Genomic DNA, 22,677 nt, shown 5'->3' on the forward strand with positions numbered 1-22,677 from the left:
TCCGGCTCTCGGTCACTGATACCGGCCGCGCCCCTCGATCTCCCGGAGACTGTCGAGGACGGGCTCAGGTGCCGAACTGGCCGTCCGGTAGGCCCCGCGGGCGGCCGCGATCAGCGACTCGCTGTTGTCGGCGGTCCCGGTCAGCGACTGGTCGAAGACGTGCAGGTCCATCGCGTAGTCCTCGGGATCGTCGGTGAAATACCCCAGGCCGAAGTCGATGAGATAGCGACGGTCGTCGCTCGCCGCGCGTTCGATCCGGACGTTGCGCGTGGTTGGATCGCCGTGGACGAACCCGGCGTCGTGAATCGTCGCGAGGTGCCGGGCGACGGCCCGCACGTGGCGCTCGGCCGGGTCGTCCCGCAGGTCGGCGTCGCCGACGCGCTCGAAGACGAGCAGCCCCCGCTCGGGGTCGACGTCCTCGAGGATCGGTGTCGGGACGCCCACGCGGCGGGCCTGACTGGTGAGCCTGGCCTCGAGACGGGTGCGCTCGCGGCGCAGGCGCGAGTCGAGGCGCTCGTGGCGATAGGCCCGCGGGTTCCGCCGCTTGGTGACGGTCCCGTCCTCGATCGTGACGGTCGCTTCCGCCCCCTGCAGGGCGTCTACGTGGGCGCTCTTATTTCGGCTGTCGTTGCCGAGCCGAACACTATCGTCTCGGCTGTCGCTGCCGAGCCGAACACTATCGTCTCGGCTGCTAGTGCCGAGCCGAACACTATCCCCATCTGCGGTCCAATCTTCCTCCTCGCGCCAGGTGACCGGTACCTGATCGGGCCGGAAGTTCGAATCGATTCGGGAGTCTTCGATCGCGATCGTGTCGCCGGCCTCGTACATCTTCGCGCCGAGCACGGCGATCATCCCGGCGTTATCCCGGAGAAATCGGGGTTCTGGGGCGTAGAACTCGGCCCCGCGCTGTTCGCACATCGACGCCAGCATCTCCCGGAGTCGCTCGTTCTGGGCGACCCCGCCGCCGAGGACGAGCTGGCCGCTGCCGGTCAGCGACAGCGCTCGCTCGCTCACCTCCGTCAGCATCGCAAACACGTGCTCCTGCAGGCCGAAACAGACGTCCTCGACCGCTTCGCCGCTGTCGACGGCCTGTTTGGCTGCGCTCATGATCCCCGAAAACGAGAAGTCCATCCCCTTGACGACGTACGGCAGGTCGAGGAACTCGCCGTCTTTCGCGCGCGCTTCGACCTTCGGACCGCCGGGATGGGACCATCCGAGGTGGCGGGTGAACTTGTCGATGGCGTTGCCGACGCCGGTGTCCATCGTCTCGCCGAGCACGCGATAGCGGCCGTTGCGATAGCCCAGGACGTGGGCGTTCGCGCCGGAAGCGTTCAGACACACCGGCGAGGCAAACTCCGAGCGGTGGCGGCCGATCTCCAGATGGGCGACCATGTGGTTGACGCCCACGAGTGGAACGTCGAAGCGCTGAGCCGTCGCGCGAGCTGCGGTGGCGACGATCCGCAGGCAGGGCCCAAGTCCCGGGCCACGCGAGAAGGCGACGGCGTCAATGGCGTCGTCCCCGCCGCGCTCGTCGGCCCACTCGCGGGCGGTCTCCCGCGCCTGAGCGACCACCTCGGGGATCGACTCGTGCATGTGCTCGGCGGCCTCGCGGGGATGGATCCCGCCGCTGTCGGGTTCGTAGGCGTCGGTGTAGATCTCGACGCGCTCGTCGTCGGTCCGACGGGTCGGATCGGTCGTCTCGAAGACCGCAGCCGAGGCTGCCCAGGCCGTGCCTTCGATCCCGAGGATCCGAAGCGGTCGACTGCGGGCCATTGGATACTGCTCGGAGGGGGACCGAAAAGACGACTTCGATATTCGGTCGTACCGGCGGCGACCGCTCTCATACGGTCGGTTGTAAGTCTGTTCCGGATCGATCGCATCCGTTATGCGATCGCACCGGTAAATCGTTACAACCGACCGTATCATACAGTCGGTTGTAATACTGGTGGCGATACCATTTCGAACTGATCTGGCACGCCGCTGTGCCAGATATCTTTACGAACCTATAGCCACCAGTATAAGTCTGTTCCGGATCGATCGCACCCGTTATGCGATCGTACCGGTAAATCGTCACAACCGACCGTATCACGCCGCGCCAGCGGCGGATCGCCCGCGACGGGCCAGTGCGAGTCCGAGCGCCGCGAACGCCGCGAGCGCCGCTAGCGTCGCAGCGGCGAACACGCCTCGGATCTCTGCCACCCCGAGCACGGCACCGAACACGACCGGCGCGGCGAACTGCCCGAGATACCCCGCCGAGGCGAGATACGAACTGAGACTGCCCTGCCGGTCCGGCGGCGCGAGCGACTCGATCCACGCGAACGACGACGGGAACACCAGCCCGAGTCCGAGGCCGAACATGACGACCGGGACGAACGCGGTCAGCCGCGTCGAGACGACGACCGCTGCGCCGAGACCGCCGATCCACAGCGCGAACGCACCGAGCACGAGGGCATGCCGGTCGAGAGCTCCCAACAGTCGGTCGTACAGCACCGCCGAGACGCCGCCGGCCGCGCCGTTGACCGCCAGATAGAGCCCGACGAGTCCGGTGGAGGTGACGCCGAGTTCAGCCAGCAGTTGCGGGTAGAACACGACGATCGCGTACAGCAGGAGGTTCGCGCCGAAGTACAGGAGATACACCGCCGGGATCGACGGAACCCTCCGGAACACGCCGAAGAAGGCTTGCAGGCGCTCCAGACGGCTCCGGTCGTCGTCCGGTCGCCCGCCGTGGCCGGTCTCGGGGATCGCCGCGATCGCGGCCAGCCCCAGCGGGATCGCGACGAGGTAGACGGCGAAGGGTGCCTGCCAGGAGAGGGTCCCCAGCGCGCCCCCGACCAGCGGCCACACGGCCGCGCCGGCGCTGTTAGCGCTACTGCGCAGTCCCAGCGCCCGATCCATCCGCTGGCCCTCGTAGAGCGTATAGAGCAACACCGTGATACCAGTGTAGACGAAGGCCACGCCGACCCCGAGGACGACCCGCGAGAGGAGCAAGGGGACGAACGAGTCGACGAACACGCCGGCTCCGCCGCCGATCCCGTACAGAAACAGCCCGAACACGTAGGGGCGACGCGGCCCGACGCGATCGACGATCGTTCCTGCGATCGGGCTGACGACGACGATCAGCGCGCCGTGCGTCGTGATGATCAGACCGGCCAGCGACTCCGAGACGCCCACGCCGAGCTGGATCTGGCGGACGACCGGCCCGATGATCGCCCCCGCCATCACTGTCAGCGTCGCGGAAGCGAGGATCACCGCGAGCGTCCCGCGGTGTCGGTCACCACTCATCGTGTGGTCGGTTCGGACCCAGCGTCCAAACGGCGTTTCGGTTCGGTCGTCTCCGGCGGGGCGGCGCTGTCATAGTGACCGTTGTACGTCTGTTCTGGATCCACCTGACGAAGCCGTGCGGTCGCGCCGGTAAATCGGTACAACGGTCACTATCAGTACTCCATGCCGAACCGGCGCTCCCGGAGTTCGGGCGTGATTTGGATCCGGTCGACGCTCTGTCCAGTCCGATACCAGACGAACGCCGCGCGGATGAACAGCTCCCGACACTCGATGCGAACCTCGCGGGGGTTGCCCTCGGTCACCTCGTGGATGTCCCGGATCGCCTCGCGGGTGAACAGGTCCGGAAACGACCCGTCGTACTCCTCGCCCCGGAAGTACGCGAGCGATCGCCCGATGTACTCGGCGATGTCGGACGGCTCGAACGGATCGATCCCCTCGTAGTAGCGAAGCCGCGAATCGAGCGTTCCCCGCAACTCGGCGACCCGGCGCTTGCCCTCCGGCGTGCCCATCAGGAACAGTCGCACTCCCATGTCGCCGGCGACCTGCAGCGTCGAGAGTAATTCCTCGGGTAGCACCTCGATCTCGTCGACCAGCAACAGCAGGGTCTTCCCGTCGGCCCTGATCTCCGTGACGACCGCTCGGACGGCGTCTTTGGCCTCCTCAGTGATCCAGGGGACACCTTCTCGCACCTGTTCGTACTCGTCGGGATCGATCCCGTAGCCGTCCCCGGCGGCTGCGTCCAGCAGCGCCGCGTACAGCTTCCGGGGCGTGATCTCCCGGGGGTTGTCGAGCGTCGCCAGGACGTACTCGTCGTGTTTGCCCAGGTCCCGGCGGACGATCTCCCGGAAGGCGGTCTTGCCCGTCCCGTAGGGGCTGACGAGCCCGATGTGCTGGTCGCCCAGCAGCCATGCGGTAACCTGGTTGAGCATTTCAGTGTCGTGGCGGACGTACAGCGGTTCAGGCATCCGCGACAGCCCGGCCTCCTCGGTAAAGGGTAGATCCGTCACTTCCTCCGGGTCGCCACCCAGTTCCCGCCCGAACGACAGCAGGCGCTCGCGGACTTCCTCGAGCTGATCGAGCAACACCCCCTCGGACGGCGACTCCGAGCGCTGCTGCTCGTCGGCCCGCAGCTCGCGCAACCGCTCGACGACGTCCCCGACGCGCTGGTCGTCCGATCGAGTGACGTCGACGCCCGAGTCGGTGTTTTCTGTCACTGTCGTGCGGTGGTTTTCGGAGCGGACAGATATATGTTCCGGCACTTCCGAGAAAAGCGGCGTCTCGTCGGCGAAACCGCCGAATTCACCCGGTGAACTGGTGGTAGTCCATCCCGCGCTGTTTCATCTCGTTGTGCTTGCGTTCGAGGAACGAGTAGACCGATCCGTGCGGTGCGCCCTCGATGATCATCTCGGCGGCTTCGCGGGCAGCCTCGACCTGTTCGGGATCGCCGATCATCCCGAACGTCGACCCGTAGATCGCGACCGACGCGCCGGACAGCTCCTCCATCAACTCTCGCGTCCGTCCGTTCTCCCCGATGAGTCGCCCCTTGATCCGCTTGAGGTCCTTCTTGTTGCGAGCAACCTCGCCGATGTCGATCACATCGAACAGCATCAGTTCGTCTTCCAGCAGCGCCAGCGCGTCCTCGGGCGCGAACCCGCGCCCGATCGCCTTCACGATATCCGGGCCTTTCAGTGCCGTCACGGGATCGCCCACCGACTCGACTTTGACCGCGCCGCTCTCGCTGTCAATGTCCAGACGGACCTCCGCCCGGGACTCGATCTCACGCATCGTCTCACCACCCTCGCCGATGAGAACGCCGATCCGGTCCTGCGGAATCTTCACGTGTTGCATGAGCGACGCTATGCGACGAAACTGGATAAGCGTTCGGTACCGCAGTCGTACTACCGTGGCTCAGCCGATAGCCTGGTCTGGACGCCCTGCGTGACGGCGGTGGTCACGACCCCGACGCCGACCGCGACGCCGAACTTCACGAGCAGGTTGACTCGTCGGTCGGCCAGCAGCTCGTAGCCCTGCAGCAACACCAGAAACGAGAGCGTCCCGATCACGCCCCACAGGACGGCGGCCCGGTGCGTTCGATCCATGCTACTTCGTCGCCACGGCCTCGATCTCGACGTCGACGTCTTTCGGCAGGCCGGCGACCTCGACGGCGCTTCTCGCCGGCGGCTCCGCCTCGAAGAACGTCTCGTAGATGTCGTTCATCGCCTCGAACTGCTCGATGTCGGTCAGGTAGACCGTGACTTTCAGCACGTCGTCCATGCTCGAACCTGCCGCCTCGAGGATCGCCTCGACGTTCTCCAGAGCCTGTTCGGTCTGGACGTCGATCGCGGTGTGATCGAGGAGGTCCCCCTCCGGCGTCAGCGGGATCTGCCCCGCCGTGAACACGAGGTCGTCCGTCTCTGTCGCCTGACTGTAGGCTCCGACCGCGGCCGGGGCGTCGTCCGTATTGACAATGCGGCGCATGCGTGTACAGTCGCGGGGATCGACCATAAATGTCGGCCGCTACTCGACTTCTTGCTGGCAGACCTCGCTTGTCTGGTGACGGGCAGTGACTATCTGTAATAAATCAATAATCGATATATGAAATTGCTTGGGGTGGCGCTCTTCGCCCTTCCGTATCGACACCGAAACGTCAATCAGCCCCGATCAACATTATTAATATGTATGAAATCGATCACCGAGAGCGATCACGAGCAACTCAGAGCAGCATTCGACCGTCAGCTCGCTGTCGGCCTGCATCACGGTGCGCAACTCGCGGTCTACGTCGACGGCGAGCTGGTCGTCGATTTCGCAGGCGGCACGACCGGACCCGAGGGCGAAGAGACGACCTCCGAAACCCGCCATCTGCTCTTCTCGTGCACGAAACCGTATGCAGGCGTCGGACTACATCAACTGATCGAGGACGGCAAAGCCGAGTATGACGACCCGGTCGTCCAGCACTGGCCCGGCTTCGCTGACCCCGGCACACGGAAAGCCGATATCACGATTCGGCACGTCCTCAGTCATACGGCTGGCATCCCCTACGGCGAATTTGACGAGCAAGCCGAGAAGTGGAGCGACTGGGACGCGGTCGTCCAGGCCATGGAAGACATCGAACCGGTGTTCGAGCCGGGCGAGCAGCCGGCCTACCACACGTTCAACTACGGCTGGCTCGTCGGCGAACTCATCCGTCGCCTTAGCGGACAGCCCGTCGAGGAATACGTCGCCGAGCACGTCTTCGATCCGCTGGGGATGGCGCGGACGTCGATCGGGCTTGCGCCCGATGCAGACGACGTCGCCACGCTCACCGGGTTCGAGGTGTTCGACCGCTGCTGTGATCCGGGCGAAGGTCTCGGTATTCCGGCATCCGAATCGGCAGCTGCGTTCAACGACGAGGGCGTCCAGAGCGCCGTGGTCCCGGCTGCGACCGGGATCGGGACCGCCCGCGACATGGCGCGGTTCTACGCCGCTATGGCCAACAGTGGCGAACTCGACGGGACTCGCCTCCTGGAGGAGACGACCGTTGCGGAGGCGACGCGGACGCACGCCGAAGCTGACTCGGACGGCACGCTCTCGCGGCCGGCACGCTACGGCCTCGGGTTCTGGACCGGCGGCCTGGCAAACGACATGTTCGGGTCGCTCAGCCGCGAACGCATGTTCGGTCACGCCGGTCTCGGCAGCGTCTTCGGATGGGGTGATCCGGAACTGAACGTCGGGTTCGCCTACGTGACCAACGGCATCCGCGAGGAATCCTGGGAACACGCCGCCCGCGTCGCCGGGCTGTCCGACGCTGTGCGGCTCGCACTCCTGGAGTAGCGGGGCATGTCTCCGTCACCGACGCAGTTGCTGGAAGGGGAACTGCTTTCGGTGCGAGACCGCAAGACGGCATATGCGTGACTCGAACCGCGAGTGGGTGTTCGCACAGCGCCCCGACGGCGAACCGGACATGGACAGCTTCGAACTCCGTGCGGGCGACGTCCCGGAGCCACACCACGGCGAGCTCCTGGTGCGCGTGCGCTACCTCTCGGTCGATCCCTACATGCGAGGCCGAATGCGCGACGCCGAGTCGTACGCCGAACCGTGGGACGTCGGCGACGTGATGGCGGGTGCCGTCGTCGGCGAGGTCGTCGAGAGCGAGAGCGACGCCTACGAAGCGGGCGACCTCGTGACCGGCAACGGGACGTGGGCGGACTACAGCGTCCTTGACGCCGATAGCGTCGCTCCCGTCGACCCGTCGGTCGCGGACCTGCCGGCGTATCTCGGCGTCCTCGGCATGCCCGGTCGGACCGCGTACTTCGGGCTGCTGGAGGTCGGCGAGCCCAAACCCGGAGACACCGTCGTCGTCTCGGGTGCCGCGGGCGCGGTCGGTTCCGTCGTCGGCCAGATCGCGACGCTCAACGGCTGTCGCGTCGTCGGGTTCGCGGGCACCGACGAGAAAGTCGAGTGGCTCACCGAGGACCTCGGCTTCGATGCCGCGATCAACTACAAACAGGTCGACGACTACCGGGCGGCACTCGACGATGCCGCGTCCGACGGCGTCGACGTCTACTTCGACAACGTCGGCGGCCCGATCACCGACGCCGTCTTCACGCGGCTGAATCTCGACGCCCGCGTCGCCGTCTGCGGACAGATCGCCCATTACAACGACGAGGGCGTCCCGACCGGGCCGCGGAAACTCCCCCAGCTCATCTCGGTGCGCGCGAAAGTTCAGGGGCTGCTCGTCGGCGACTACGCCTCCCGGTTCGAGGAGGCGAGCGAGCGACTCGGCGAGTGGGTCGCCGCCGGCGAGATCACTCATCGCGAGAGTGTCGTCGACGGGCTGGAAAACGCGCCCGACGCGTTCCTCGGACTCTTCGCCGGTGACAACATCGGCAAGCAAGTCGTCGCCGTCTCCGCGGACGGGCTCTGATCCGGCCGGGATCGACGTCGTCCGTCTGCCGGGCAGTCAAATCACGTCGCCAGGCTCGTGTGCGTCCCGCATCCGTCGGGCTTCGCTCGCGTATTGCTCCCGGCGGTCGGAATTGTCGACGGAACCGAGATTGTCCGGGTCGGCGTCGACGGCGGCCGTCGTGTCGCGGGCGTCGGTGAACGAGGTGAGCGCCCGCTCCTTGCGGTAGTAGCGCTCGCCGTCCGTGGTCGCGTAGGTGAGGATGATGAGGTTCTGCTCGTCGTCGGAGTACGTTCGCTCAACGAGCCAGACGCGAACACTCCCCGAATCGGAACCGCTGGACATGGGTGTTCGTTCGCTCCCTGGCCGGAAGTCATCTGCGCCCGAACGCCATGCGGGGGAAGGCGAGACTTTCAACATCACGGCACACTAAGCCCGTCATCGATACTCCGAAATCGTTTGATACGGGACATAGTAGCCGATCTCATCGATCCACGTCGACAGCCACTCGTCAGCAGTGGCTTCATCGATCTTCCCAGCATCGATTGCAGCCAACAGCACGCCAACCGACCCGACAACGGTCACGCCCTGGTCTTTCGCAAACGACCGGGCATCTCCGTCGTCTGTGAGCAGTCGACCGTCGTGTGCGTCGGCGAGGGCAAATGCCTGTGCTTCCCCGGGATCAAGATGCCCACCAACAACGGTTTCTCTGTTTGCGACAGTATCCGAAATCGTCGCGACTGGGATTTCGTCATCGAGTGTATCGAGTGTTCTCTGGAGATATGGGTGGTCATCAACGCCGTGTTCGAGTTCCTCACGAACGACGGGTACCGTACAGATTCCAGAGAGGTCAGCAACTACCCACAGTTGATCGATGTACGCAAAATTCGAGAGGACAGTCGTGTTCAGGACGCTCGGGCTCGCTGGGAGGTCGTCATCTGTCATTTCGCACGTGAGTCCGCATCGTCGAAGTCGAGTTCGCGTGCTGCTTCTCCCTCGTAGGCTGCATCGTCTTCGTCAGCGAGTCCGAGGCGGAGTTCAACGCCGTGCTCACGGAGGATCTCACGCATCGTCCAGCGGTCGACATCAGCGAGTCTCGCAGCATCACCGAGTGTGATCCGCTCGCGTTCGTAGAGGGCGACCGCAGCTGCAATCCGTTCGTTCTCGTGGTCCTCGAAGTATTCACGCACAAATTCGCGCAACGCGTCGCTCTTGCCCCCGAACACACCAGCCTCAACAGCACCCTCGATGAGGAGGTCGAGGTCATCTGGGTAAGAACCGGTGATTCGCGTCATCGTTCTATCCAAAACTACGGCTTCATACTATTTATGAACTGCGCCAGGCTGCCATATGCATTGAGAGGCCGGCCTCACTACTGACAGAGCGAATTCTATATATCGATATCTGGTTTACCTCGGGTCGGACACCGAAGGGAGCGTTTAACATCACACCGCCCGGAGACGCCAGCCATGGCGCGTTCGGTCGGCTCAGTGGTGGTTCCGCGTCGGCTCTACGGGATCGGGCTGCTCGTCCTCGGCGTCGGCAACGTGAGTTTCGGCGCTGGCCAGTACGTCAACGGGTCGCAGCTGCCCGTGCTGTCGCTCGTCCAGCTGGTGATGGGAGCGACGCTGCTCGCGATCGGCGGGCTCGTCGTGGTCGACTCGGACCGACTGTCGACGCCGGATCTCTCGGATCGGGTGCTGATAGCGATCGGTATCGTCGGCACCGTCGTCGGGCTGTACATGGCGGTCGCGGGATTCGTCCTGCTGTCGGGGCCGGCGTGATCGCCGTCGTCCTTTCGGGATCGATCACACGACTCGTGTGGTTGCAGCGGTATCGCGCCGTCTCTTCGGAGACACCGGGCGGTTTTTGACGGCCTACGGTCTATCGTGACGTATGCAGACGCTCACGCTGGGGCCGAGCGGGACCTACTCACACCGGGCGGCACAGTCGGTCTCCGAAGATATCGAGTTCACCGAATCGGTGACGGAAATCGTCCAGGCGGTCGCAAACGGCGCGTACGATCGCGGGGTGATCCCCATCGAGAACAGCATCGAGGGCAGCGTCACCGAGAGCCTGGACGCGCTGGCCGAGTACGACATCGCGGTCGTCAGAGAGATCATCACCCCGATCCGCCACGCGCTGCTGGCCCGGGGGGAGTCGTTCGAGACCGTCGCCAGTCACGCCCAGGCGCTGGCTCAGTGTCGGGGCTACCTTGAGGAGCAGTATCCCGACGTCGAACTCGAGGCGGTCGCTTCGACCGCCCGCGGGGTCGAACGCGCCCGCGAGGACGACTCGGTGGCTGCGATCGCTCATCCCGATAACGCGGGCGACCTGGAGACGCTCGCGACTGACATCCAAGACAAGACGTCCAACGCGACGCGGTTTCTGGCCATCGCCGGGGCCGACGAGCGCTCGCCGGCCGGCGGCAAGACCTCGATCGTTATCTACCCGAACTCCGACTATCCCGGGCTCTTGCTGGAACTGCTGAAACCGTTCGCGGAGCGCGATATCAACCTCTCGCGGCTGGAATCACGACCGAGCGGGGAGCGCCTCGGCGACTACGTCTTCCACGTCGACTTCCAGGCCGGCCTCTACGAGGACCGCACGCAGGCCGCCCTCGAAGAGATCGAGACCCTCGCCGAGAACGGTTGGGTCCGCCGGCTCGGCTCGTACGATACCGAACACGTCGTCTCGTAGCCCACCTTCTGACCTCTCGCCATCAACATTAAGTCGAGACGGAACGTACTAGCGACCGATCATGCCATCTAAATCAGATCCTTTCGACGACATCGAGCGGATGTTCGACCGACTGAGCGAGCAGTTTTCGAACGTCGATCCGGTCGAGTTCGGCGGTCGGCTCTCGGGGCCGGCGGTCGATCTCCGGGACGAGGGCGACGACCTGGTCGCCGTCGTCGACCTGCCCGGCTACGACACCGAGGACATCGACGTGACGCTGCCCGACGAGCGGACGCTGCGAATCACCGCCGAGCGCGAACGCGAGGTCGAAGCACACGAGGAAGGCGTCTACGTCCGGAGCGAGCGATCCCACGAGGCCGTCGAGCGGTCGATCCGGCTGCCCGATCCGATCACCGAAGACGGCACCAGCGCGGCCTACGAGAACGGCGTGCTGACCGTCACGCTCCGAAAACAACACCCCGACGACGAGGGGCGGTCGATCCCGGTCGAGTAACGGTCTGTGGTTCTTCAGCAGTTTCGAGGCAGAGCCTCCGGCCTCACGTTGTGATACGGTCGGTTGTAAGTCTGTTCCAGAGCGATCGCATCCGTTATGCGATCGTACCGGTAAATCGTTACAACCGACCGTATGAGAGGTCGGTAGTCATACTGCCGATTTGAATATCAAAAGTGAGAATAAAGGCACACATATCAAGTGAGCGTAGTGCAGACAAATCTGCATGGCGTGGCAGTTTTCCCCGTATCTGATCCTTCTGTTTTTTGCGGCGATCGTCGCAGTTGGGTGGGCACTGTATGGGGCACATACGGTTCCGTTTCAGGAATGGGACTATCAGATCGGTGGGTTCGTCGTATTGAACCTCGCAGTCGCGGTATGGACGTCCGTCTACGGGATTCAGATCGCCAGTACGACGCTGGGGACAAAACTTCTCGCATACAAACTCCTCCACATCGGCGGTGTCACTGTCCCGCTGGCGTGGTTTGTGTTCTCATTGGGGTACGGTGGACTCGAAGACCGTCTTTCACTATTGAGAATCGGTGGGCTTGCTGTGATCCCCGCCACGCTGTTGGTCACCCTACCGACGAACCCTGAGTCGCTCGCACTCGCGTCTATCACACTCAGGCGGTCCGGAGACATCTTTTTGCTCGATGTCCAGCACGGTCCAGTGTACGCGCTCTTTTTGTCCTATTCGTACGTGTTACTGCTGTCGGGAGGGTACGTGCTTGTCCGGACGGGACTGCGACAGAACCGGGTGTTTCGGGGCGCCTCCAGTCTGCTACTGGTCGGTGTCGCCGTCCCGTTCGTTGTTAATCTCGTCCACGTCTTCGGACTCCAGCCATCCGGGATCAACTACACGCCGATATCGTTGTCGATCTCTGCATTCCTGTTCGGCGTCGCAGTCTTTCGCTACCGGGTCCACGATCTCACGCCCATTGCGCGAGAGGAGACGTTCGAGAGTATCCAAGAAGGGATCGTCGTCTTCGACAGCAACGACCGAGTCGTCGATCTGAACCCGGCGGCAAAGGCGATACTCGCGCTCGATTCGACCGCCATTGGCCGTCCTGGAAGCGACGTATTGCCACAGTACGAGGAACTGGGCGACACCGATCAAGAGTCCCGGGAACTGACGGTCGAACGGGGCGAGACCACACGGATCGTCGAAATGCGCCAGTCGTCAATCACCGCCGACACGACACACGGACACATTGTCGTCCTACAGGACATCACCGAACGCAGAGAGTACATCCAGCGGATCGAACGCCAAAACGAGCGACTCGACGCGTTCGCCAGCGTCGTCGCCCACGATCTACGCAACCCGCTGAGCGTGATCTCAGGTCACACCAAGCTGGCCGAGGAAACCGACGATCCGGAACACTTCGATACGATCAACGACGCGGTAAAACGGATGGACAGTCTGCTGGAGAATATGTTAACGCTGGCGCGTCAGGGCGAGGCGATCGACGACCCTGAGGAGGTGTGTCTGGATACCATCGCTGACAAGGCGTGGTCGGTCGTCGAAACCGGCGATGCAACCCTTTCGACGCGGACCGAACTACGAATCGAGGCCGACCCAGAAGGGCTCCAACAGATCTTTGAGAATCTGTTTCGGAACGCTATCGATCACGTGGGCGAGGATGTCACCGTCGTCGTCGGAGCACTACCGACGGGGGGGTTCTACGTGGAGGATGACGGCCCCGGTATCCCGGAAGACGACCGTGATCGTGTGTTTTCTGCAGGCTACTCGACGGGTGAAGGCGGAACCGGTCTGGGGCTGAATATCGTCGCCGAGCTCGTTGAAGCCCACGGCTGGACGATCAGCGTCACGGACGGTCCCGACGGCGGCTGTCGGTTCGAGATTACGGATATCCAGACTGTCGGTAAGGCGACCACCGGACAGCAGAAAGCGTATCGATATCCCCAATGACATCCTCCGCGCCGTGAACAGAACGGGACTACGTCCAGCAGGCAGTCGGCGACACTCGACGACGGCGCGGTTTCCTCCGTGGGAGTCTCAGCCAGTCGAAGATCGCCGGAGGCAACAGTCCTGTTGTGGTAGACCGTACTCGGGTCTGTGTGCTGTTCTTCGGGCGGTGAGAGCGTGGTGACTCCGACCATTCGTGGTCGTCCCACTCGAACCGTGCTTGAAAACGCTGCGCGTTTTCAGCATCCCGGAAACCGTCGGTTTCCGAGGACACGGACCGTGCCATCGGCCTGACTGCCTGCTCTGTCTGCCGTTGACGAGACGCTCGATTTCCGGTGTGCGAACGAATCGCGCAGCGATTCGTCATCGCCTGTGGAGACTGCGCTCCCTACGGGAACTGCGGTTGTTCCTGCAAAGCGCGTCGTGGAAGCAGGAAGCCCCACCCTCAGCGAGCACGTCAGCGCGAGCAGGGTGGGATAGTTCACTCGTCTTCGTCGGGCGGTTTGGCGACCCAGCCGACGACTCGCTGAGCGGCCGACGCCGGCACGTCCGACGGCCGTTTCACGTACTCGGAGATCCCGACCATCAGGGCCGCGATCGCCAGCAGCGCGGCACCCGCGCTGGTCTGCCCGCCGACCAACAGGTGCGCGCCGGCCACGGCGACCGGGACGACGAGCAGCGCGGTGGCCATCCGTTCGACCGTCTCGACGACGCCTGCCATCGGCGCGTGTTGGCCGGCGAGCGACAAAAGCACACCGCTCGGCGGTGGCGTTCTCCCGGCGTGAGAACGAAGGGGAACGCTTTCGCCGGCAGGGGCCGAACGGTCGGACATGTTCACCGGCATCGTCGAGACGACGGGTACGGTCACTGAGATCACCGACACCGAGGGCGGCCGCCGACTCACCATCGAGTCGCCGTTCGACGACCTCTCGGGCGGGCAGAGCATCGCGGTCGAGGGCGTCTGTCTGACCGTCGAGGAGTACGGCGAGGACGACTTCTCGGTGTTTCTGGCCGAGGAGACGCTCGATCGGACCTTCTTCGACCAGCTCGAGGAGGGCGACGGCGTCAACCTCGAGCGCGCGCTGCCGGCCGACGGCCGCTTCGACGGCCACTTCGTCCAGGGTCACGTCGACGGGACCGCCGAGATTCTCGACATCGAGGCGGTCGGCGAGGACTGGCGCTTCACGTTCTCGATCCCCGACGAGCACGACAAGTATCTCGTCGAAAAGGGCTCGATCGCCATCGACGGCATCTCGCTGACCATCGCCGCGCGCAACCCCGACTCGATCGAGGTGGCGATCATCCCCGAGACCTACGAGGTGACGACTCTCTCTCAGAAGGCGGTCGGCGATCCGGTCCACGTCGAGGTCGACGTGATGGCCAAGTACGTCGAGCGGATGCTTGAGGCCGACGACCAGCAGCCCGGCTGGGTCGCACAGGCGACCGAGGAGTGACCGCGAGAGCGCCCGCGACTGGCGATTACCTGACTACCAACAGCGCAAACCGGCGGACATGAGCGGGCCATTTCTCATATAATCCTGACAACTACTCCCCGTGACAGTTGACAGAAACGTGAGGTGCGTGGCGATCGAGGAGCTGCCGTCGGCGCTCGTGACCGACCGGGACGGCCGACTCTGCACGAACGCCGGGATCGACTGGTCGAACGCGCCCGAGGGCGCGATGACGCTGTTGCCCGAGGATCCGGACGCGAGCGCCCGGCGGATTCGCACGGCCCTCAAGGAGCGGACTGGGGCCGAGCTGGCGGTCGTGCTGGCCGATTCGGAGATCCTCGGCCCGGGGTCGATGGATCTCGCGACCGGCTGTTCCGGGATTCAGGTCGTCGACAGCAACTTCGGGCGGACCGACCTTTACGGCCAGCCGAAGATCGACGGGATGGACATGATCGCCAGCGAACTCGCCGCCGGGTCGGCGCTGCTGTTCGGGCAGGCCGACGAACAGATTCCAGTCGTCGTCCGGGGCTTGGAGTACGAGTCCGGCGAGGGCGTGCCGAACTCGGGCGGGCTGATCCGGCGCGGGCTCCGGAAGACGATCCAGCTGACGACCCAGCTGAAGGCCCGGGAGTGGTTCTAGCTATCGCCGGGCATGCCGGATTTGATCGCTGGTCACCCCAGAATGGCGTCACACGAGGGGCAGACGTAGAGCGTGTCGCTTTTTTTGCCCGCCCCCATCGGCGCGATGCTGTCGCTTCCGACTTCCAGTTTCTCGAGGTCGTCGCCGGTCAGTCTCGTCCCGCAGTGGGGACACATTGCGCTGTCGACTGGCATACTAGCGGGTGCGTCCGATACGATATTGAATGTTCCCCGCGCACGGTGGCGCGGAGAATCCTGCTCTCGGACAGGAGTGGTCCCTGACCCAGATCGGCTTTGCCGTCGCCACGCCGCATCGAGCGCACTCTTTCGTTGTCCCCTCGGGTTCGACCTGCACGACGTGACACCCGTACAGGTCGGCCCGGCGGTTCGAGGTGAAGGCGATCCGCTCGCCGTCGTGGCTCCAGCCGCCCCAGCGGTGCTTGGCTTCGGGGATATCGGTCATCGCGTGGACCTCGCCGCTGTCGGGCGCGAGCCGAAAGAGCTGTGCCGTCCCGGTCGTGTCCATCAAGAATGCCAGCGTTCCGTCGACGGCGAGCGAGGCTCCGTAGGCGCTGCGGACGTTGAGATACCGTTCGAGGTCGAACTGCAGGTTCATCCACTCGATCGATGGACGGGGACTTCGTAGGGATCGCTGTGCATCTGGCGGCGTGCGACCGACCGGTACGGTCGAGGGACAAGCCTTTCTACAGCCCCGGCGCGTATCGTTCCTGTGGTAGTCTCGCTCGGCCCGTCGCTCGATCCGCTGTACGTCGTCTACGTCGCCGTCTTCGCGGTCGCCGCAGTCGCCAGTTACGCCAGCGTCGCCGCGACGCCGCGAATCGAGGACCCCGGCACCCGCCGCGGACTCGCCGCACTGTTGCTCGCGACCGGCGGCTGGGCGACCGCCCACGTGGGATTCCTGCTCGCACCGACGGCCGACCTCGCGCTGGGGTTTTACACCGTCGGTCTCATCGTCGGGCTCGCGGCTGTCGGGCCGTGGCTGTACTTCACTTCGGCGTACACCGGCCGGACGCTCCATCAGGATCGGACGCTCCGGATCGCACTCCTCGCGGTCTTTCTGGCGATCGTTATCATAAAGGTGACCAATCCATATCACCACCTCTACTACGAGGCTACTTTCGTCACCCACCCCTTTCCGCATCTGGCGATCCAGCACAAACTCGCTCACTGGCTGGCGATGGGGCTGGCCTACGGGCTGTCGATCGTCGGCTACTTCATGCTGTTCGAGCGGTTCCGGCAGGTCAGTTACGACACGCGACCGCTGCTCGCGCTCATGGGCGTGACGGCGTTGCCGATCGTGTTCGACGTCGCCGGGTTCGCGACGCCGTATCTCATCGACATCACATACGAACCGATCGGCGTGGTCGTGTTCGCCCTCGGGCTGCTGTTCGTCTACTTCGCGCGGTTTCAGGCCGTCCAGGCGACCGGCAGCCACGACGAGCCGATGGTCCTGCTCGACGAAACGGACCGGATCCGCGAGTACAACGACAGCGCCGAGTCGCTGTTCCCGTGTCTGCAGGGCGGGACGGCGCTGGGCGACCCGCTGTGGTCGGCCTTGCCCGAGGTGGCCGACGCGCTCGACGCCGACGAACCCATCGTCGGACTGGAGCGTGCGGACGGCCGCCACTACTATCGCGTCTCCGAGCGCCCCTTCGCGGCCGACCGCCCACAGCTCGGCCGCCTGATCGCCCTTCAGGACGTCACCGAACGCGAGCGCTACCGGCGGGAACTCGAACGCCAGAACGACCGGCTGGAATCGTTCGCCAGCATGGTCAGCCACGACCTGCGCAACCCGCTGAGCGTTGCGATGGCCCGCCTCGAACTGGCCCGCACTGAACGCGATTCCGGCGACCACCTCGACACCGCGGCCGACGCGCTCGAGCGGATGGAGACGCTGATCGACGACGTGCTCGCGCTCGCACGACAGGGCCAGCCGATCGACGAACCGACGACCGTCAGTCTCGCGGCGCTTGCCGGGGACGCCTGGGAAATGGTCGACGCACCAGATGTCGACTTCGAAACCGAGGACTGCAGGTTCGACGCCGACCCCGATCGGCTCCAGCAACTGCTCGAAAACCTCTTCCGCAACGCTGTCGAGCACGGCCGCTCCGATCCGGAGACGCGACTTACTGTCCGCGTCGGCCCGCTGTCTGACGGCGAGGGATTCTACGTCGAGGACGACGGACAGGGAATTCCCGAGGACGGGCGCGAGGAGATCTTCGAGAGCGGCTACTCGACGACCTCCACCGGAACGGGATTCGGACTGGCGATCGTCGGGGAAATCGCTGCCGCCCACGGCTGGTCGATCGCAGTCACCGAGAGCGACGAGGGCGGTGCACGCTTCGAGATCACCGGTGTCGAATCCGCGTGACGCGCTCGGCTGTTCGCATTCGGGCCCTTGCCGGCGGGAAACCGCCCGTCTTTTTGACGGTGCCTCCCCACCAGTGGCGTATGCGGGTCGCGTTCGTCTCGATGGAGACGACTCGTCACGACGACAGCGCGGGGAGGCGTCGCCTCGAGCGACTCGCCCGCCTGCTCGCCGAACGCGGCCACGACGTGACCGTCTTCTGCGCACGGTCCTGGGACGGCGAACGCGAGACGGCCACCGACGCCGGCGTGGTCTATCACGGCGTGACCGACGCGCCCGCACCGACGTCGTTCGCGCTTCGACTCCCGTGGGCGCTGACCCGGTTCGATCCCGACGTGGTCCACGCGCTGCCCACGCCCGCCTCGCAGGTCGTCGCCGCGAACGTCGGCGGGACGCTCGCGCGCGCACCGCTCGTTCTCGAGGCCTTCGGCGACACCGATCCCTCCGGGTCGCGGTGGGCCGGGCGCGCCCTCTCCGCGCCCGACCGGATCGTCACGCCCTCCGAGCTGGTCCGGACCGAACTCCGCGAACGCGGCGTCGCGGACGACCGCCTGCGGACGCTTCCCGAGAGCATCGACATGGACCTCGTCCGCTCGGTCGACCCGGCCGAGGACGTCGACGTCGCGTTCGCACACCCGCTCGACGAGACGGCCAACGTCAAGAGCCTCCTGCTGGGACTCGCCGAACTCCGCGACCGGGGCTGGTCCGCGACGATCATCGGCGACGGACCCGCCCGGGCGGACTACGAGCAGGAAGTCGAGGACCTGCGGATCGACGACCGCGTCGAGTTCGTCGGCGGGTGTTCGCGCGAACAGCGGCTGGCGATCTACAAGGGATCCCACGCGTTCGTCCAGACGGCCTACCGCGAGCAGTTCGCCACCGAGTTGCTGTGGGCGCTCGCCGCCGGCTGTGTCGGGATCGTCGAGTATCAGGCCGAATCCAGCGCCCACGAACTGATCGAGAACTACGACCGCGGCTTCCGGGTGACGACACCACAGCAACTCGCCGACGCGATCGTCGACGCCGGTGAGTTCGAACACCTGACGATCGAGGACTCGTGGGCCGACTACGACCACGAGGCCGTCCTCGAAGCGTACTTGCAGCTGTATCGGAATCTGCAGGGCGAATACGGGATGATAGGTTGAGAGGGATCGATGTCCACGCGTCTCGCATCGATCGCACGTCGATAACGAACACTCATACGGACTGCTGTCCGTCTGTTCCGTATCGACCGCCCGTAATCGGGCAGTTAGAGCGGTACATCGGTACAGCAGTCCGTATCACTCGTCGCTCGGTTGCGCGTCGCTGCTTCCGGGGCCAGTCGGGAAGTAGAACTTGCGTTCGGATTCGGTCTGGAAGCGGTCGAGCACCTCCTGTAGCGGTCCAGCGTAGCGCACGAGGTCACCGGCGCGTTCCGACACTTCGTTCAGTTCCGCGGCCTGTTCTTCGGCGGCCGTCGCGGCGTCTTCGGCTTCGTTCAGAACCACATCGGTTTCGGTGAGTACTTCGCCGATGAGAGTGGCTGTGTCTTCGAGACGATCGAGGGCGTCATCGAGATTGACGTTCTCGTGAGTAGCGTCGAGATCATCGAGGTCGGCGACGACCTGATCGAGGGCACCGGCGATGTCCTGGAGGCGCTGTTTCTGGTCGTCAGCCTGGTTCGACACCGTGAGTGCAGCGTCGACAGCGTCCTCGCTGGTTTCGCGGACGACATCGGCCGACTGCTGGACGTCCCGACCCGCCGTCTCGACCTCCTCGGCGAAACTCTTGAGCTGGCCGGTCGTCTGCTCGAGTTCGTCGATCATCTCGTTGAACTCAGTCGCGATACGGTCCATCGCCTCGTTCTCGCCGTCGGGGTCCATCCGCTGGGTGAGGTCACCGGTGGCACACTGTTGCATGATCCGGGCGTACTCGTCCGCCCGATCCTGGAGGTAACTGTTCAGTTCCATCGCCTCTGCGCGTGAGACTTCGGCCTCTTTTCGGGCTTGTTCGGCCTCTTCGATCCGCTCTTTGAGAGAATCACGCATGGCCGCGAACGAGGCGGTCAGCGTTCCGAATTCGTCGGCACGCTCAACCGAGAGATCGACGTCGAGGTTCCCCGACGCCAGTTCGTTCGCCTTGCCGGTGAGGCGACTCAGCGCGCTGACGGTCCCGCGACCGAAGACGAATCCGACCACGAGGAACCCGAGAAGCACCGTTCCGACGAGTACGAGGAGGCTGTTCGTTACCGTCGAACGGAGTGAGAACGCCTGCGATGTCGGTTCTTTGGTAATCACGACGAGGTCGCTGTTCGCTACCTTCGCCCATCCGGCGACGTGCGGTTCCTCTAGCTGGCCGCCTTCGGTGACAGACTCGGCGAACCCGGACTGACGTTCCGCATCGACGAACGACGGAAACCCACTCTGTCCGTCGATATAGTCCGGGAAGCTGCTCGTCCCTGCAGCCAGCGTCGTCTCTTCGGACGGTCGAGAGTCGGCGATGATCTTCCCTTGGTCGTTGACGACGACAGTGAACTGGTCCCGTGCGTTCGTCCCGAGGTCGCCAGCTAGCGTGTCGATGTCCGTTTGCATCGCGAGGACGATGTCCCGGTTGTCGTCAGTTTGGACCTCGCTGACGAAGTAAATGTTCGATCGCTGATTGGCGCGCACTGGATCAGAAATGAAGAGGTTGTCATCGCCGAGCTCGAGGTTGTCGATCGAGAGGGTGACCCAGGGCGCGTTGTCGGTCGAGAGCGTGTCGAAGTCGGGGTTCTCATTCGAGAAGTCGGGCTGGAACGCGTCGCTGCTGGTCGCCAGCACCTCCCCGTTCGCGCTGAGATCGATGTAGTACAGGTTCGCCACGTCTTCCGGGAGCCGCTTCATCTCTTCGTCGATACGCTCCTGGACGGTCTGAGGCTCGCCGCTCTCCATGTCGGCGAGATTTGCGAGCCGAATCGTGGTGTCCCCACGCTCGTTCTGCCAGGTGTCGAGTTGGAACGCGCCCTGTTGGGCGATCCCCGTGTACTCTGTCTCCGTCTCGTCGGACAGTTCCTGGGAGGTCTGCGTGAACGTGTATGCACTCACGCTCCCGACGAGTACTAACACCACTACCAGCGCGAGGAGGAACTTCGCGACGAAGCTCCGGCCGATGAATCTCGGCAGTAGCGTGCTCCCCGTCGCGCGTTTGCTTGCACCGTCACCGTCTGTAGTTTTCTCTGACATATATGTGCCCTGAGTTCGAACTGTCTCGATTTATGCGACGTAATTTATATACCGATCCGGGATCCGCTTGGCGTACTCGCCAACGGACGAAGCGATGGCGTCGAGTTCGTCACGTGCGGTGTCGGGTCCGTTCGCGACGACGCGACTCATCGCCGTCGCTGCTTCGTCCATGATATTCATGTTCTGTGGCGTATCGACTGGGACGGGTGGTGGCGACGTCGGGACGAGTTTCATCCCGTCGATAAATGTCTGTTCGTAGCCTTCACCCGCGACCTCGGGATACGCGCCCGCGACCTCGGGATACGCGTCAGCCTCGTACCGCCACTCGCTCCCGCTGTCGTCGCGATACATGTTGAATCGTGCGTGGCCCGCACGCGGTTCGTCACCCTGCCACTGGTGGGTCGACAGCAGGAAGTTCGCTGCCCGTGAGTTCGCCCACTGGATGAACAGCCACGCCGCCTTCTGGCTCTGTTCGTCGGTATAGGAACTGATTCCAGTCGCCCAGATCCACGTATCGCCGATGCGTTCGCGTCCGTCCTCGGTCCGCAACGGTGGTATCCACTTGGTGTTGGCCATCCGCTCCTCGTCGACGATTCCCGAGGTCTGTGGTGTCGAGTAGATCATCCCCACGTCGCCCCGATTGTACGTCTGGTTGTTCGCGTACCAGTCCATGGTCCAGGCCTGGGACGGCCCGTAGTTGTGGAGGATACTCCCGAATCGTTCCAGCGACTCGACGCCTCGATCGGAGTTTATTAGCGCTACGGCTTCGGGATCCGGATCGTCCTCGTTCAGCAGCACCTCCCGGTCGATCCACTTGGCACCGTGCGAGCGGAACATCGTCCCCCAGTTCGCGCTCGATAGCGTTGCGGACGCGGTTCGGGAGACCATTCCCTCCTGGTCAACCTCGCTCGACTCGGAGATCGCCTTCGCGTTCTGTTCGAGCTCTTCGAACGTCGTCGGTTCCTCGAGACCCAGCGTGTCGTACGTCTCCATGTCGTAACCGACACACCCGTATATCTCGATACCGTTCGGGAACCCGATGAACGAGTCTCCCCCGTCCGGATCGGGGAACGTCATCAATTCGATCGTCTGGTCCATGAAGTCCTCCATGGCCAGCCAGTCCTGATCGGTAAGCGTCGCGTCTTCGATGTACGGCCACAGGTCTTCGACCCAGGGATCCCCGTCGGTGCCCTGGTGGTAGCCACCGGCCGGCCAGAGCCCGACCATGAAGCCGTCGTATTCGCCGCTTTGGTCAGCCATTGCGTTCCTGGCCTCACGCCAGTACCGGTTCTCCTCGAAAATCTCGTACTCGACCGAGATGCCGGTTAGCTCTTCGAAATACGGGAGCAGAGGCTTGGTCGTCGTCGAGTACTTGTGCAGGCCCATCCCGAACTTCAGCTCGATACCCTCGCCAGCGAACATTTCCCAGTCGATACCTGCCTTTCTGGCGTGTTCGTTCAGCTTCTGTCCCCACTGTTCGATACCGTCCTCCCGCGTCGGGAGTTCACTCTGCTCGGGCTCGGTCGTGGGGCTGCCTGACTGTGTCGCACATCCCGCGAGTGCGAGTGTGCTGGCCACACCCAGTCCTGCGAGTGCCTTGCGGCGTGTATATGTGCGTTCCGTCCTGTTTGTCATAGTTGATCTCCTGGTAGACAGCGACGCCACTACGGACGGTACGGATCTCGCTACGAACTCCGCGTTAACGCGTCATACTCTA

The 22,677-nt window shown here is 64.2% G+C and carries 23 protein-coding genes and 1 pseudogene; 10 read left to right on the forward strand and 14 right to left on the reverse strand.

Annotated features, from left to right (window positions below; translation table 11 throughout):
* Positions 1 to 12 precede the first annotated feature (12 nt).
* From HSR122_RS13785 to HSR122_RS13810, 6 genes are all read right to left on the reverse strand, one after another.
* A complete protein-coding gene (locus tag HSR122_RS13785; RefSeq protein ID WP_229110378.1) occupies positions 13 to 1,773 on the reverse strand; it encodes a bifunctional N(6)-L-threonylcarbamoyladenine synthase/serine/threonine protein kinase in 1,761 nt (586 codons plus the stop codon).
* Positions 1,774 to 2,085: 312 nt separating this feature from the next.
* Positions 2,086 to 3,282, reverse strand: a complete 1,197-nt coding sequence (locus tag HSR122_RS13790) for an MFS transporter (RefSeq protein WP_229110379.1) — start codon at positions 3,280 to 3,282, stop codon at positions 2,086 to 2,088.
* Positions 3,283 to 3,434: 152 nt separating this feature from the next.
* On the reverse strand, positions 3,435 to 4,412 hold the full coding sequence (locus HSR122_RS13795; protein WP_394355576.1) for an AAA family ATPase: 978 nt from the start codon (positions 4,410 to 4,412) through the stop codon (positions 3,435 to 3,437).
* A gap of 169 nt (positions 4,413 to 4,581) precedes the next feature.
* Positions 4,582 to 5,130 carry a KH domain-containing protein gene (locus HSR122_RS13800; protein WP_229110381.1) on the reverse strand — a complete coding sequence of 183 codons (549 nt, stop codon included), beginning with the start codon at positions 5,128 to 5,130 and terminating at the stop codon, positions 4,582 to 4,584.
* A 50-nt stretch (positions 5,131 to 5,180) separates the two neighbouring features.
* The gene (locus HSR122_RS13805; RefSeq protein WP_229110382.1) at positions 5,181 to 5,381 is read right to left on the reverse strand and encodes a hypothetical protein; all 201 of its coding nucleotides are present in this window, start codon (positions 5,379 to 5,381) and stop codon (positions 5,181 to 5,183) included.
* A gap of 1 nt (position 5,382) precedes the next feature.
* On the reverse strand, positions 5,383 to 5,760 hold the full coding sequence (locus HSR122_RS13810) for a Rid family detoxifying hydrolase (RefSeq protein ID WP_229110383.1): 378 nt from the start codon (positions 5,758 to 5,760) through the stop codon (positions 5,383 to 5,385).
* 201 nt (positions 5,761 to 5,961) lie between these two features.
* On the opposite strand from HSR122_RS13810, the gene HSR122_RS13815 reads away from it, so the two are divergent.
* Complete coding sequence (locus HSR122_RS13815; protein WP_229110384.1) at positions 5,962 to 7,092, forward strand: serine hydrolase domain-containing protein; 1,131 nt, start codon at positions 5,962 to 5,964, stop codon at positions 7,090 to 7,092.
* Positions 7,093 to 7,165: 73 nt separating this feature from the next.
* Positions 7,166 to 8,185: an NADP-dependent oxidoreductase gene (locus HSR122_RS13820; protein WP_229110385.1), complete on the forward strand. Its 1,020-nt coding sequence runs from the start codon at positions 7,166 to 7,168 to the stop codon at positions 8,183 to 8,185.
* 36 nt (positions 8,186 to 8,221) lie between these two features.
* Here HSR122_RS13820 and HSR122_RS13825 read toward each other — a convergent pair whose 3' ends face one another.
* From HSR122_RS13825 to HSR122_RS13835, 3 genes are all read right to left on the reverse strand, one after another.
* The gene (locus HSR122_RS13825; RefSeq protein WP_229110386.1) at positions 8,222 to 8,509 is read right to left on the reverse strand and encodes a hypothetical protein; all 288 of its coding nucleotides are present in this window, start codon (positions 8,507 to 8,509) and stop codon (positions 8,222 to 8,224) included.
* 93 nt (positions 8,510 to 8,602) lie between these two features.
* Positions 8,603 to 9,109, reverse strand: a complete 507-nt coding sequence (locus tag HSR122_RS13830; protein WP_229110387.1) for a twitching motility protein PilT — start codon at positions 9,107 to 9,109, stop codon at positions 8,603 to 8,605.
* Positions 9,106 to 9,459 (reverse strand): UPF0175 family protein, encoded by a 354-nt coding sequence (locus tag HSR122_RS13835; protein WP_229110388.1) that lies wholly within the window; start codon positions 9,457 to 9,459, stop codon positions 9,106 to 9,108. Before HSR122_RS13835 ends, HSR122_RS13830 begins: the two co-directional genes overlap by 4 nt.
* A gap of 174 nt (positions 9,460 to 9,633) precedes the next feature.
* Between HSR122_RS13835 and HSR122_RS13840 the strand changes: the two genes are divergently transcribed.
* From HSR122_RS13840 to HSR122_RS13855, 4 genes are all read left to right on the forward strand, one after another.
* The gene (locus tag HSR122_RS13840; RefSeq protein ID WP_229110389.1) at positions 9,634 to 9,948 is read left to right on the forward strand and encodes a hypothetical protein; all 315 of its coding nucleotides are present in this window, start codon (positions 9,634 to 9,636) and stop codon (positions 9,946 to 9,948) included.
* 112 nt (positions 9,949 to 10,060) lie between these two features.
* Positions 10,061 to 10,864: a prephenate dehydratase gene (gene pheA, locus HSR122_RS13845; protein ID WP_229110390.1), complete on the forward strand. Its 804-nt coding sequence runs from the start codon at positions 10,061 to 10,063 to the stop codon at positions 10,862 to 10,864.
* Between the two features lie 61 nt (positions 10,865 to 10,925).
* The gene (locus HSR122_RS13850) at positions 10,926 to 11,357 is read left to right on the forward strand and encodes an Hsp20/alpha crystallin family protein (protein WP_229110391.1); all 432 of its coding nucleotides are present in this window, start codon (positions 10,926 to 10,928) and stop codon (positions 11,355 to 11,357) included.
* Between the two features lie 223 nt (positions 11,358 to 11,580).
* Positions 11,581 to 13,284, forward strand: coding sequence for a histidine kinase N-terminal 7TM domain-containing protein (locus HSR122_RS13855; protein ID WP_229110392.1), 1,704 nt, complete (start codon positions 11,581 to 11,583; stop codon positions 13,282 to 13,284).
* Positions 13,285 to 13,762: 478 nt separating this feature from the next.
* Here HSR122_RS13855 and HSR122_RS13865 read toward each other — a convergent pair whose 3' ends face one another.
* Positions 13,763 to 14,002 (reverse strand): DUF7533 family protein, encoded by a 240-nt coding sequence (locus HSR122_RS13865; RefSeq protein ID WP_229110393.1) that lies wholly within the window; start codon positions 14,000 to 14,002, stop codon positions 13,763 to 13,765.
* Between the two features lie 109 nt (positions 14,003 to 14,111).
* On the opposite strand from HSR122_RS13865, the gene HSR122_RS13870 reads away from it, so the two are divergent.
* On the forward strand, positions 14,112 to 14,735 hold the full coding sequence (locus tag HSR122_RS13870) for a riboflavin synthase (RefSeq protein WP_229110394.1): 624 nt from the start codon (positions 14,112 to 14,114) through the stop codon (positions 14,733 to 14,735).
* 127 nt (positions 14,736 to 14,862) lie between these two features.
* Positions 14,863 to 15,372 carry a coenzyme F420-0:L-glutamate ligase gene (locus HSR122_RS13875; protein ID WP_229110395.1) on the forward strand — a complete coding sequence of 170 codons (510 nt, stop codon included), beginning with the start codon at positions 14,863 to 14,865 and terminating at the stop codon, positions 15,370 to 15,372.
* Between the two features lie 32 nt (positions 15,373 to 15,404).
* Here the strand turns inward: HSR122_RS13875 and HSR122_RS13880 are convergent, their stop codons facing one another.
* A complete protein-coding gene (locus tag HSR122_RS13880; RefSeq protein WP_229110396.1) occupies positions 15,405 to 15,566 on the reverse strand; it encodes a hypothetical protein in 162 nt (53 codons plus the stop codon).
* Positions 15,567 to 15,621: 55 nt separating this feature from the next.
* Positions 15,622 to 15,753: pseudogene (locus HSR122_RS13885) on the reverse strand (zinc ribbon domain-containing protein); the annotation flags it as partial.
* A 348-nt stretch (positions 15,754 to 16,101) separates the two neighbouring features.
* Between HSR122_RS13885 and HSR122_RS13895 the strand changes: the two are divergent.
* Positions 16,102 to 17,763 (forward strand): sensor histidine kinase, encoded by a 1,662-nt coding sequence (locus tag HSR122_RS13895; RefSeq protein ID WP_229110397.1) that lies wholly within the window; start codon positions 16,102 to 16,104, stop codon positions 17,761 to 17,763.
* Positions 17,764 to 17,843: 80 nt separating this feature from the next.
* Positions 17,844 to 18,905 carry a glycosyltransferase family 4 protein gene (locus tag HSR122_RS13900; RefSeq protein ID WP_229110398.1) on the forward strand — a complete coding sequence of 354 codons (1,062 nt, stop codon included), beginning with the start codon at positions 17,844 to 17,846 and terminating at the stop codon, positions 18,903 to 18,905.
* Between the two features lie 135 nt (positions 18,906 to 19,040).
* Here the strand turns inward: HSR122_RS13900 and HSR122_RS13905 are convergent, their stop codons facing one another.
* Both HSR122_RS13905 and HSR122_RS13910 read right to left on the reverse strand, forming a co-directional pair.
* Positions 19,041 to 20,960, reverse strand: coding sequence for a PDC sensor domain-containing protein (locus HSR122_RS13905; RefSeq protein ID WP_229110399.1), 1,920 nt, complete (start codon positions 20,958 to 20,960; stop codon positions 19,041 to 19,043).
* A 30-nt stretch (positions 20,961 to 20,990) separates the two neighbouring features.
* On the reverse strand, positions 20,991 to 22,538 hold the full coding sequence (locus HSR122_RS13910; RefSeq protein ID WP_229110400.1) for an ABC transporter substrate-binding protein: 1,548 nt from the start codon (positions 22,536 to 22,538) through the stop codon (positions 20,991 to 20,993).
* Positions 22,539 to 22,677: the final 139 nt, after the last annotated feature.

The organism is Halapricum desulfuricans (assembly GCF_017094525.1).
GTDB classification, from domain to species: domain Archaea; phylum Halobacteriota; class Halobacteria; order Halobacteriales; family Haloarculaceae; genus Halapricum; species Halapricum desulfuricans.

Bases quoted from the DNA above. Each gene is read 5' to 3' on its own strand.
- HSR122_RS13835 (WP_229110388.1), bottom strand. From the start codon at position 9,459: ATGACGCGAATCACCGGTTCTTACCCAGATGACCTCGACCTCCTCATC.
- HSR122_RS13805 (WP_229110382.1), bottom strand. From the start codon at position 5,381: ATGGATCGAACGCACCGGGCCGCCGTCCTGTGGGGCGTGATCGGGACG.
- HSR122_RS13855 (WP_229110392.1), top strand. From the start codon at position 11,581: ATGGCGTGGCAGTTTTCCCCGTATCTGATCCTTCTGTTTTTTGCGGCG.
- HSR122_RS13785 (WP_229110378.1), bottom strand. From the start codon at position 1,773: ATGGCCCGCAGTCGACCGCTTCGGATCCTCGGGATCGAAGGCACGGCC.
- HSR122_RS13825 (WP_229110386.1), bottom strand. From the start codon at position 8,509: ATGTCCAGCGGTTCCGATTCGGGGAGTGTTCGCGTCTGGCTCGTTGAG.
- HSR122_RS13850 (WP_229110391.1), top strand. From the start codon at position 10,926: ATGCCATCTAAATCAGATCCTTTCGACGACATCGAGCGGATGTTCGAC.
- HSR122_RS13840 (WP_229110389.1), top strand. From the start codon at position 9,634: ATGGCGCGTTCGGTCGGCTCAGTGGTGGTTCCGCGTCGGCTCTACGGG.
- HSR122_RS13900 (WP_229110398.1), top strand. From the start codon at position 17,844: ATGCGGGTCGCGTTCGTCTCGATGGAGACGACTCGTCACGACGACAGC.
- HSR122_RS13790 (WP_229110379.1), bottom strand. From the start codon at position 3,282: ATGAGTGGTGACCGACACCGCGGGACGCTCGCGGTGATCCTCGCTTCC.
- HSR122_RS13905 (WP_229110399.1), bottom strand. From the start codon at position 20,960: ATGTCAGAGAAAACTACAGACGGTGACGGTGCAAGCAAACGCGCGACG.
- HSR122_RS13830 (WP_229110387.1), bottom strand. From the start codon at position 9,109: ATGACAGATGACGACCTCCCAGCGAGCCCGAGCGTCCTGAACACGACT.
- HSR122_RS13815 (WP_229110384.1), top strand. From the start codon at position 5,962: ATGAAATCGATCACCGAGAGCGATCACGAGCAACTCAGAGCAGCATTC.
- HSR122_RS13870 (WP_229110394.1), top strand. From the start codon at position 14,112: ATGTTCACCGGCATCGTCGAGACGACGGGTACGGTCACTGAGATCACC.
- HSR122_RS13880 (WP_229110396.1), bottom strand. From the start codon at position 15,566: ATGCCAGTCGACAGCGCAATGTGTCCCCACTGCGGGACGAGACTGACC.
- HSR122_RS13800 (WP_229110381.1), bottom strand. From the start codon at position 5,130: ATGCAACACGTGAAGATTCCGCAGGACCGGATCGGCGTTCTCATCGGC.
- pheA (WP_229110390.1), top strand. From the start codon at position 10,061: ATGCAGACGCTCACGCTGGGGCCGAGCGGGACCTACTCACACCGGGCG.
- HSR122_RS13865 (WP_229110393.1), bottom strand. From the start codon at position 14,002: ATGGCAGGCGTCGTCGAGACGGTCGAACGGATGGCCACCGCGCTGCTC.
- HSR122_RS13820 (WP_229110385.1), top strand. From the start codon at position 7,166: ATGCGTGACTCGAACCGCGAGTGGGTGTTCGCACAGCGCCCCGACGGC.
- HSR122_RS13810 (WP_229110383.1), bottom strand. From the start codon at position 5,760: ATGCGCCGCATTGTCAATACGGACGACGCCCCGGCCGCGGTCGGAGCC.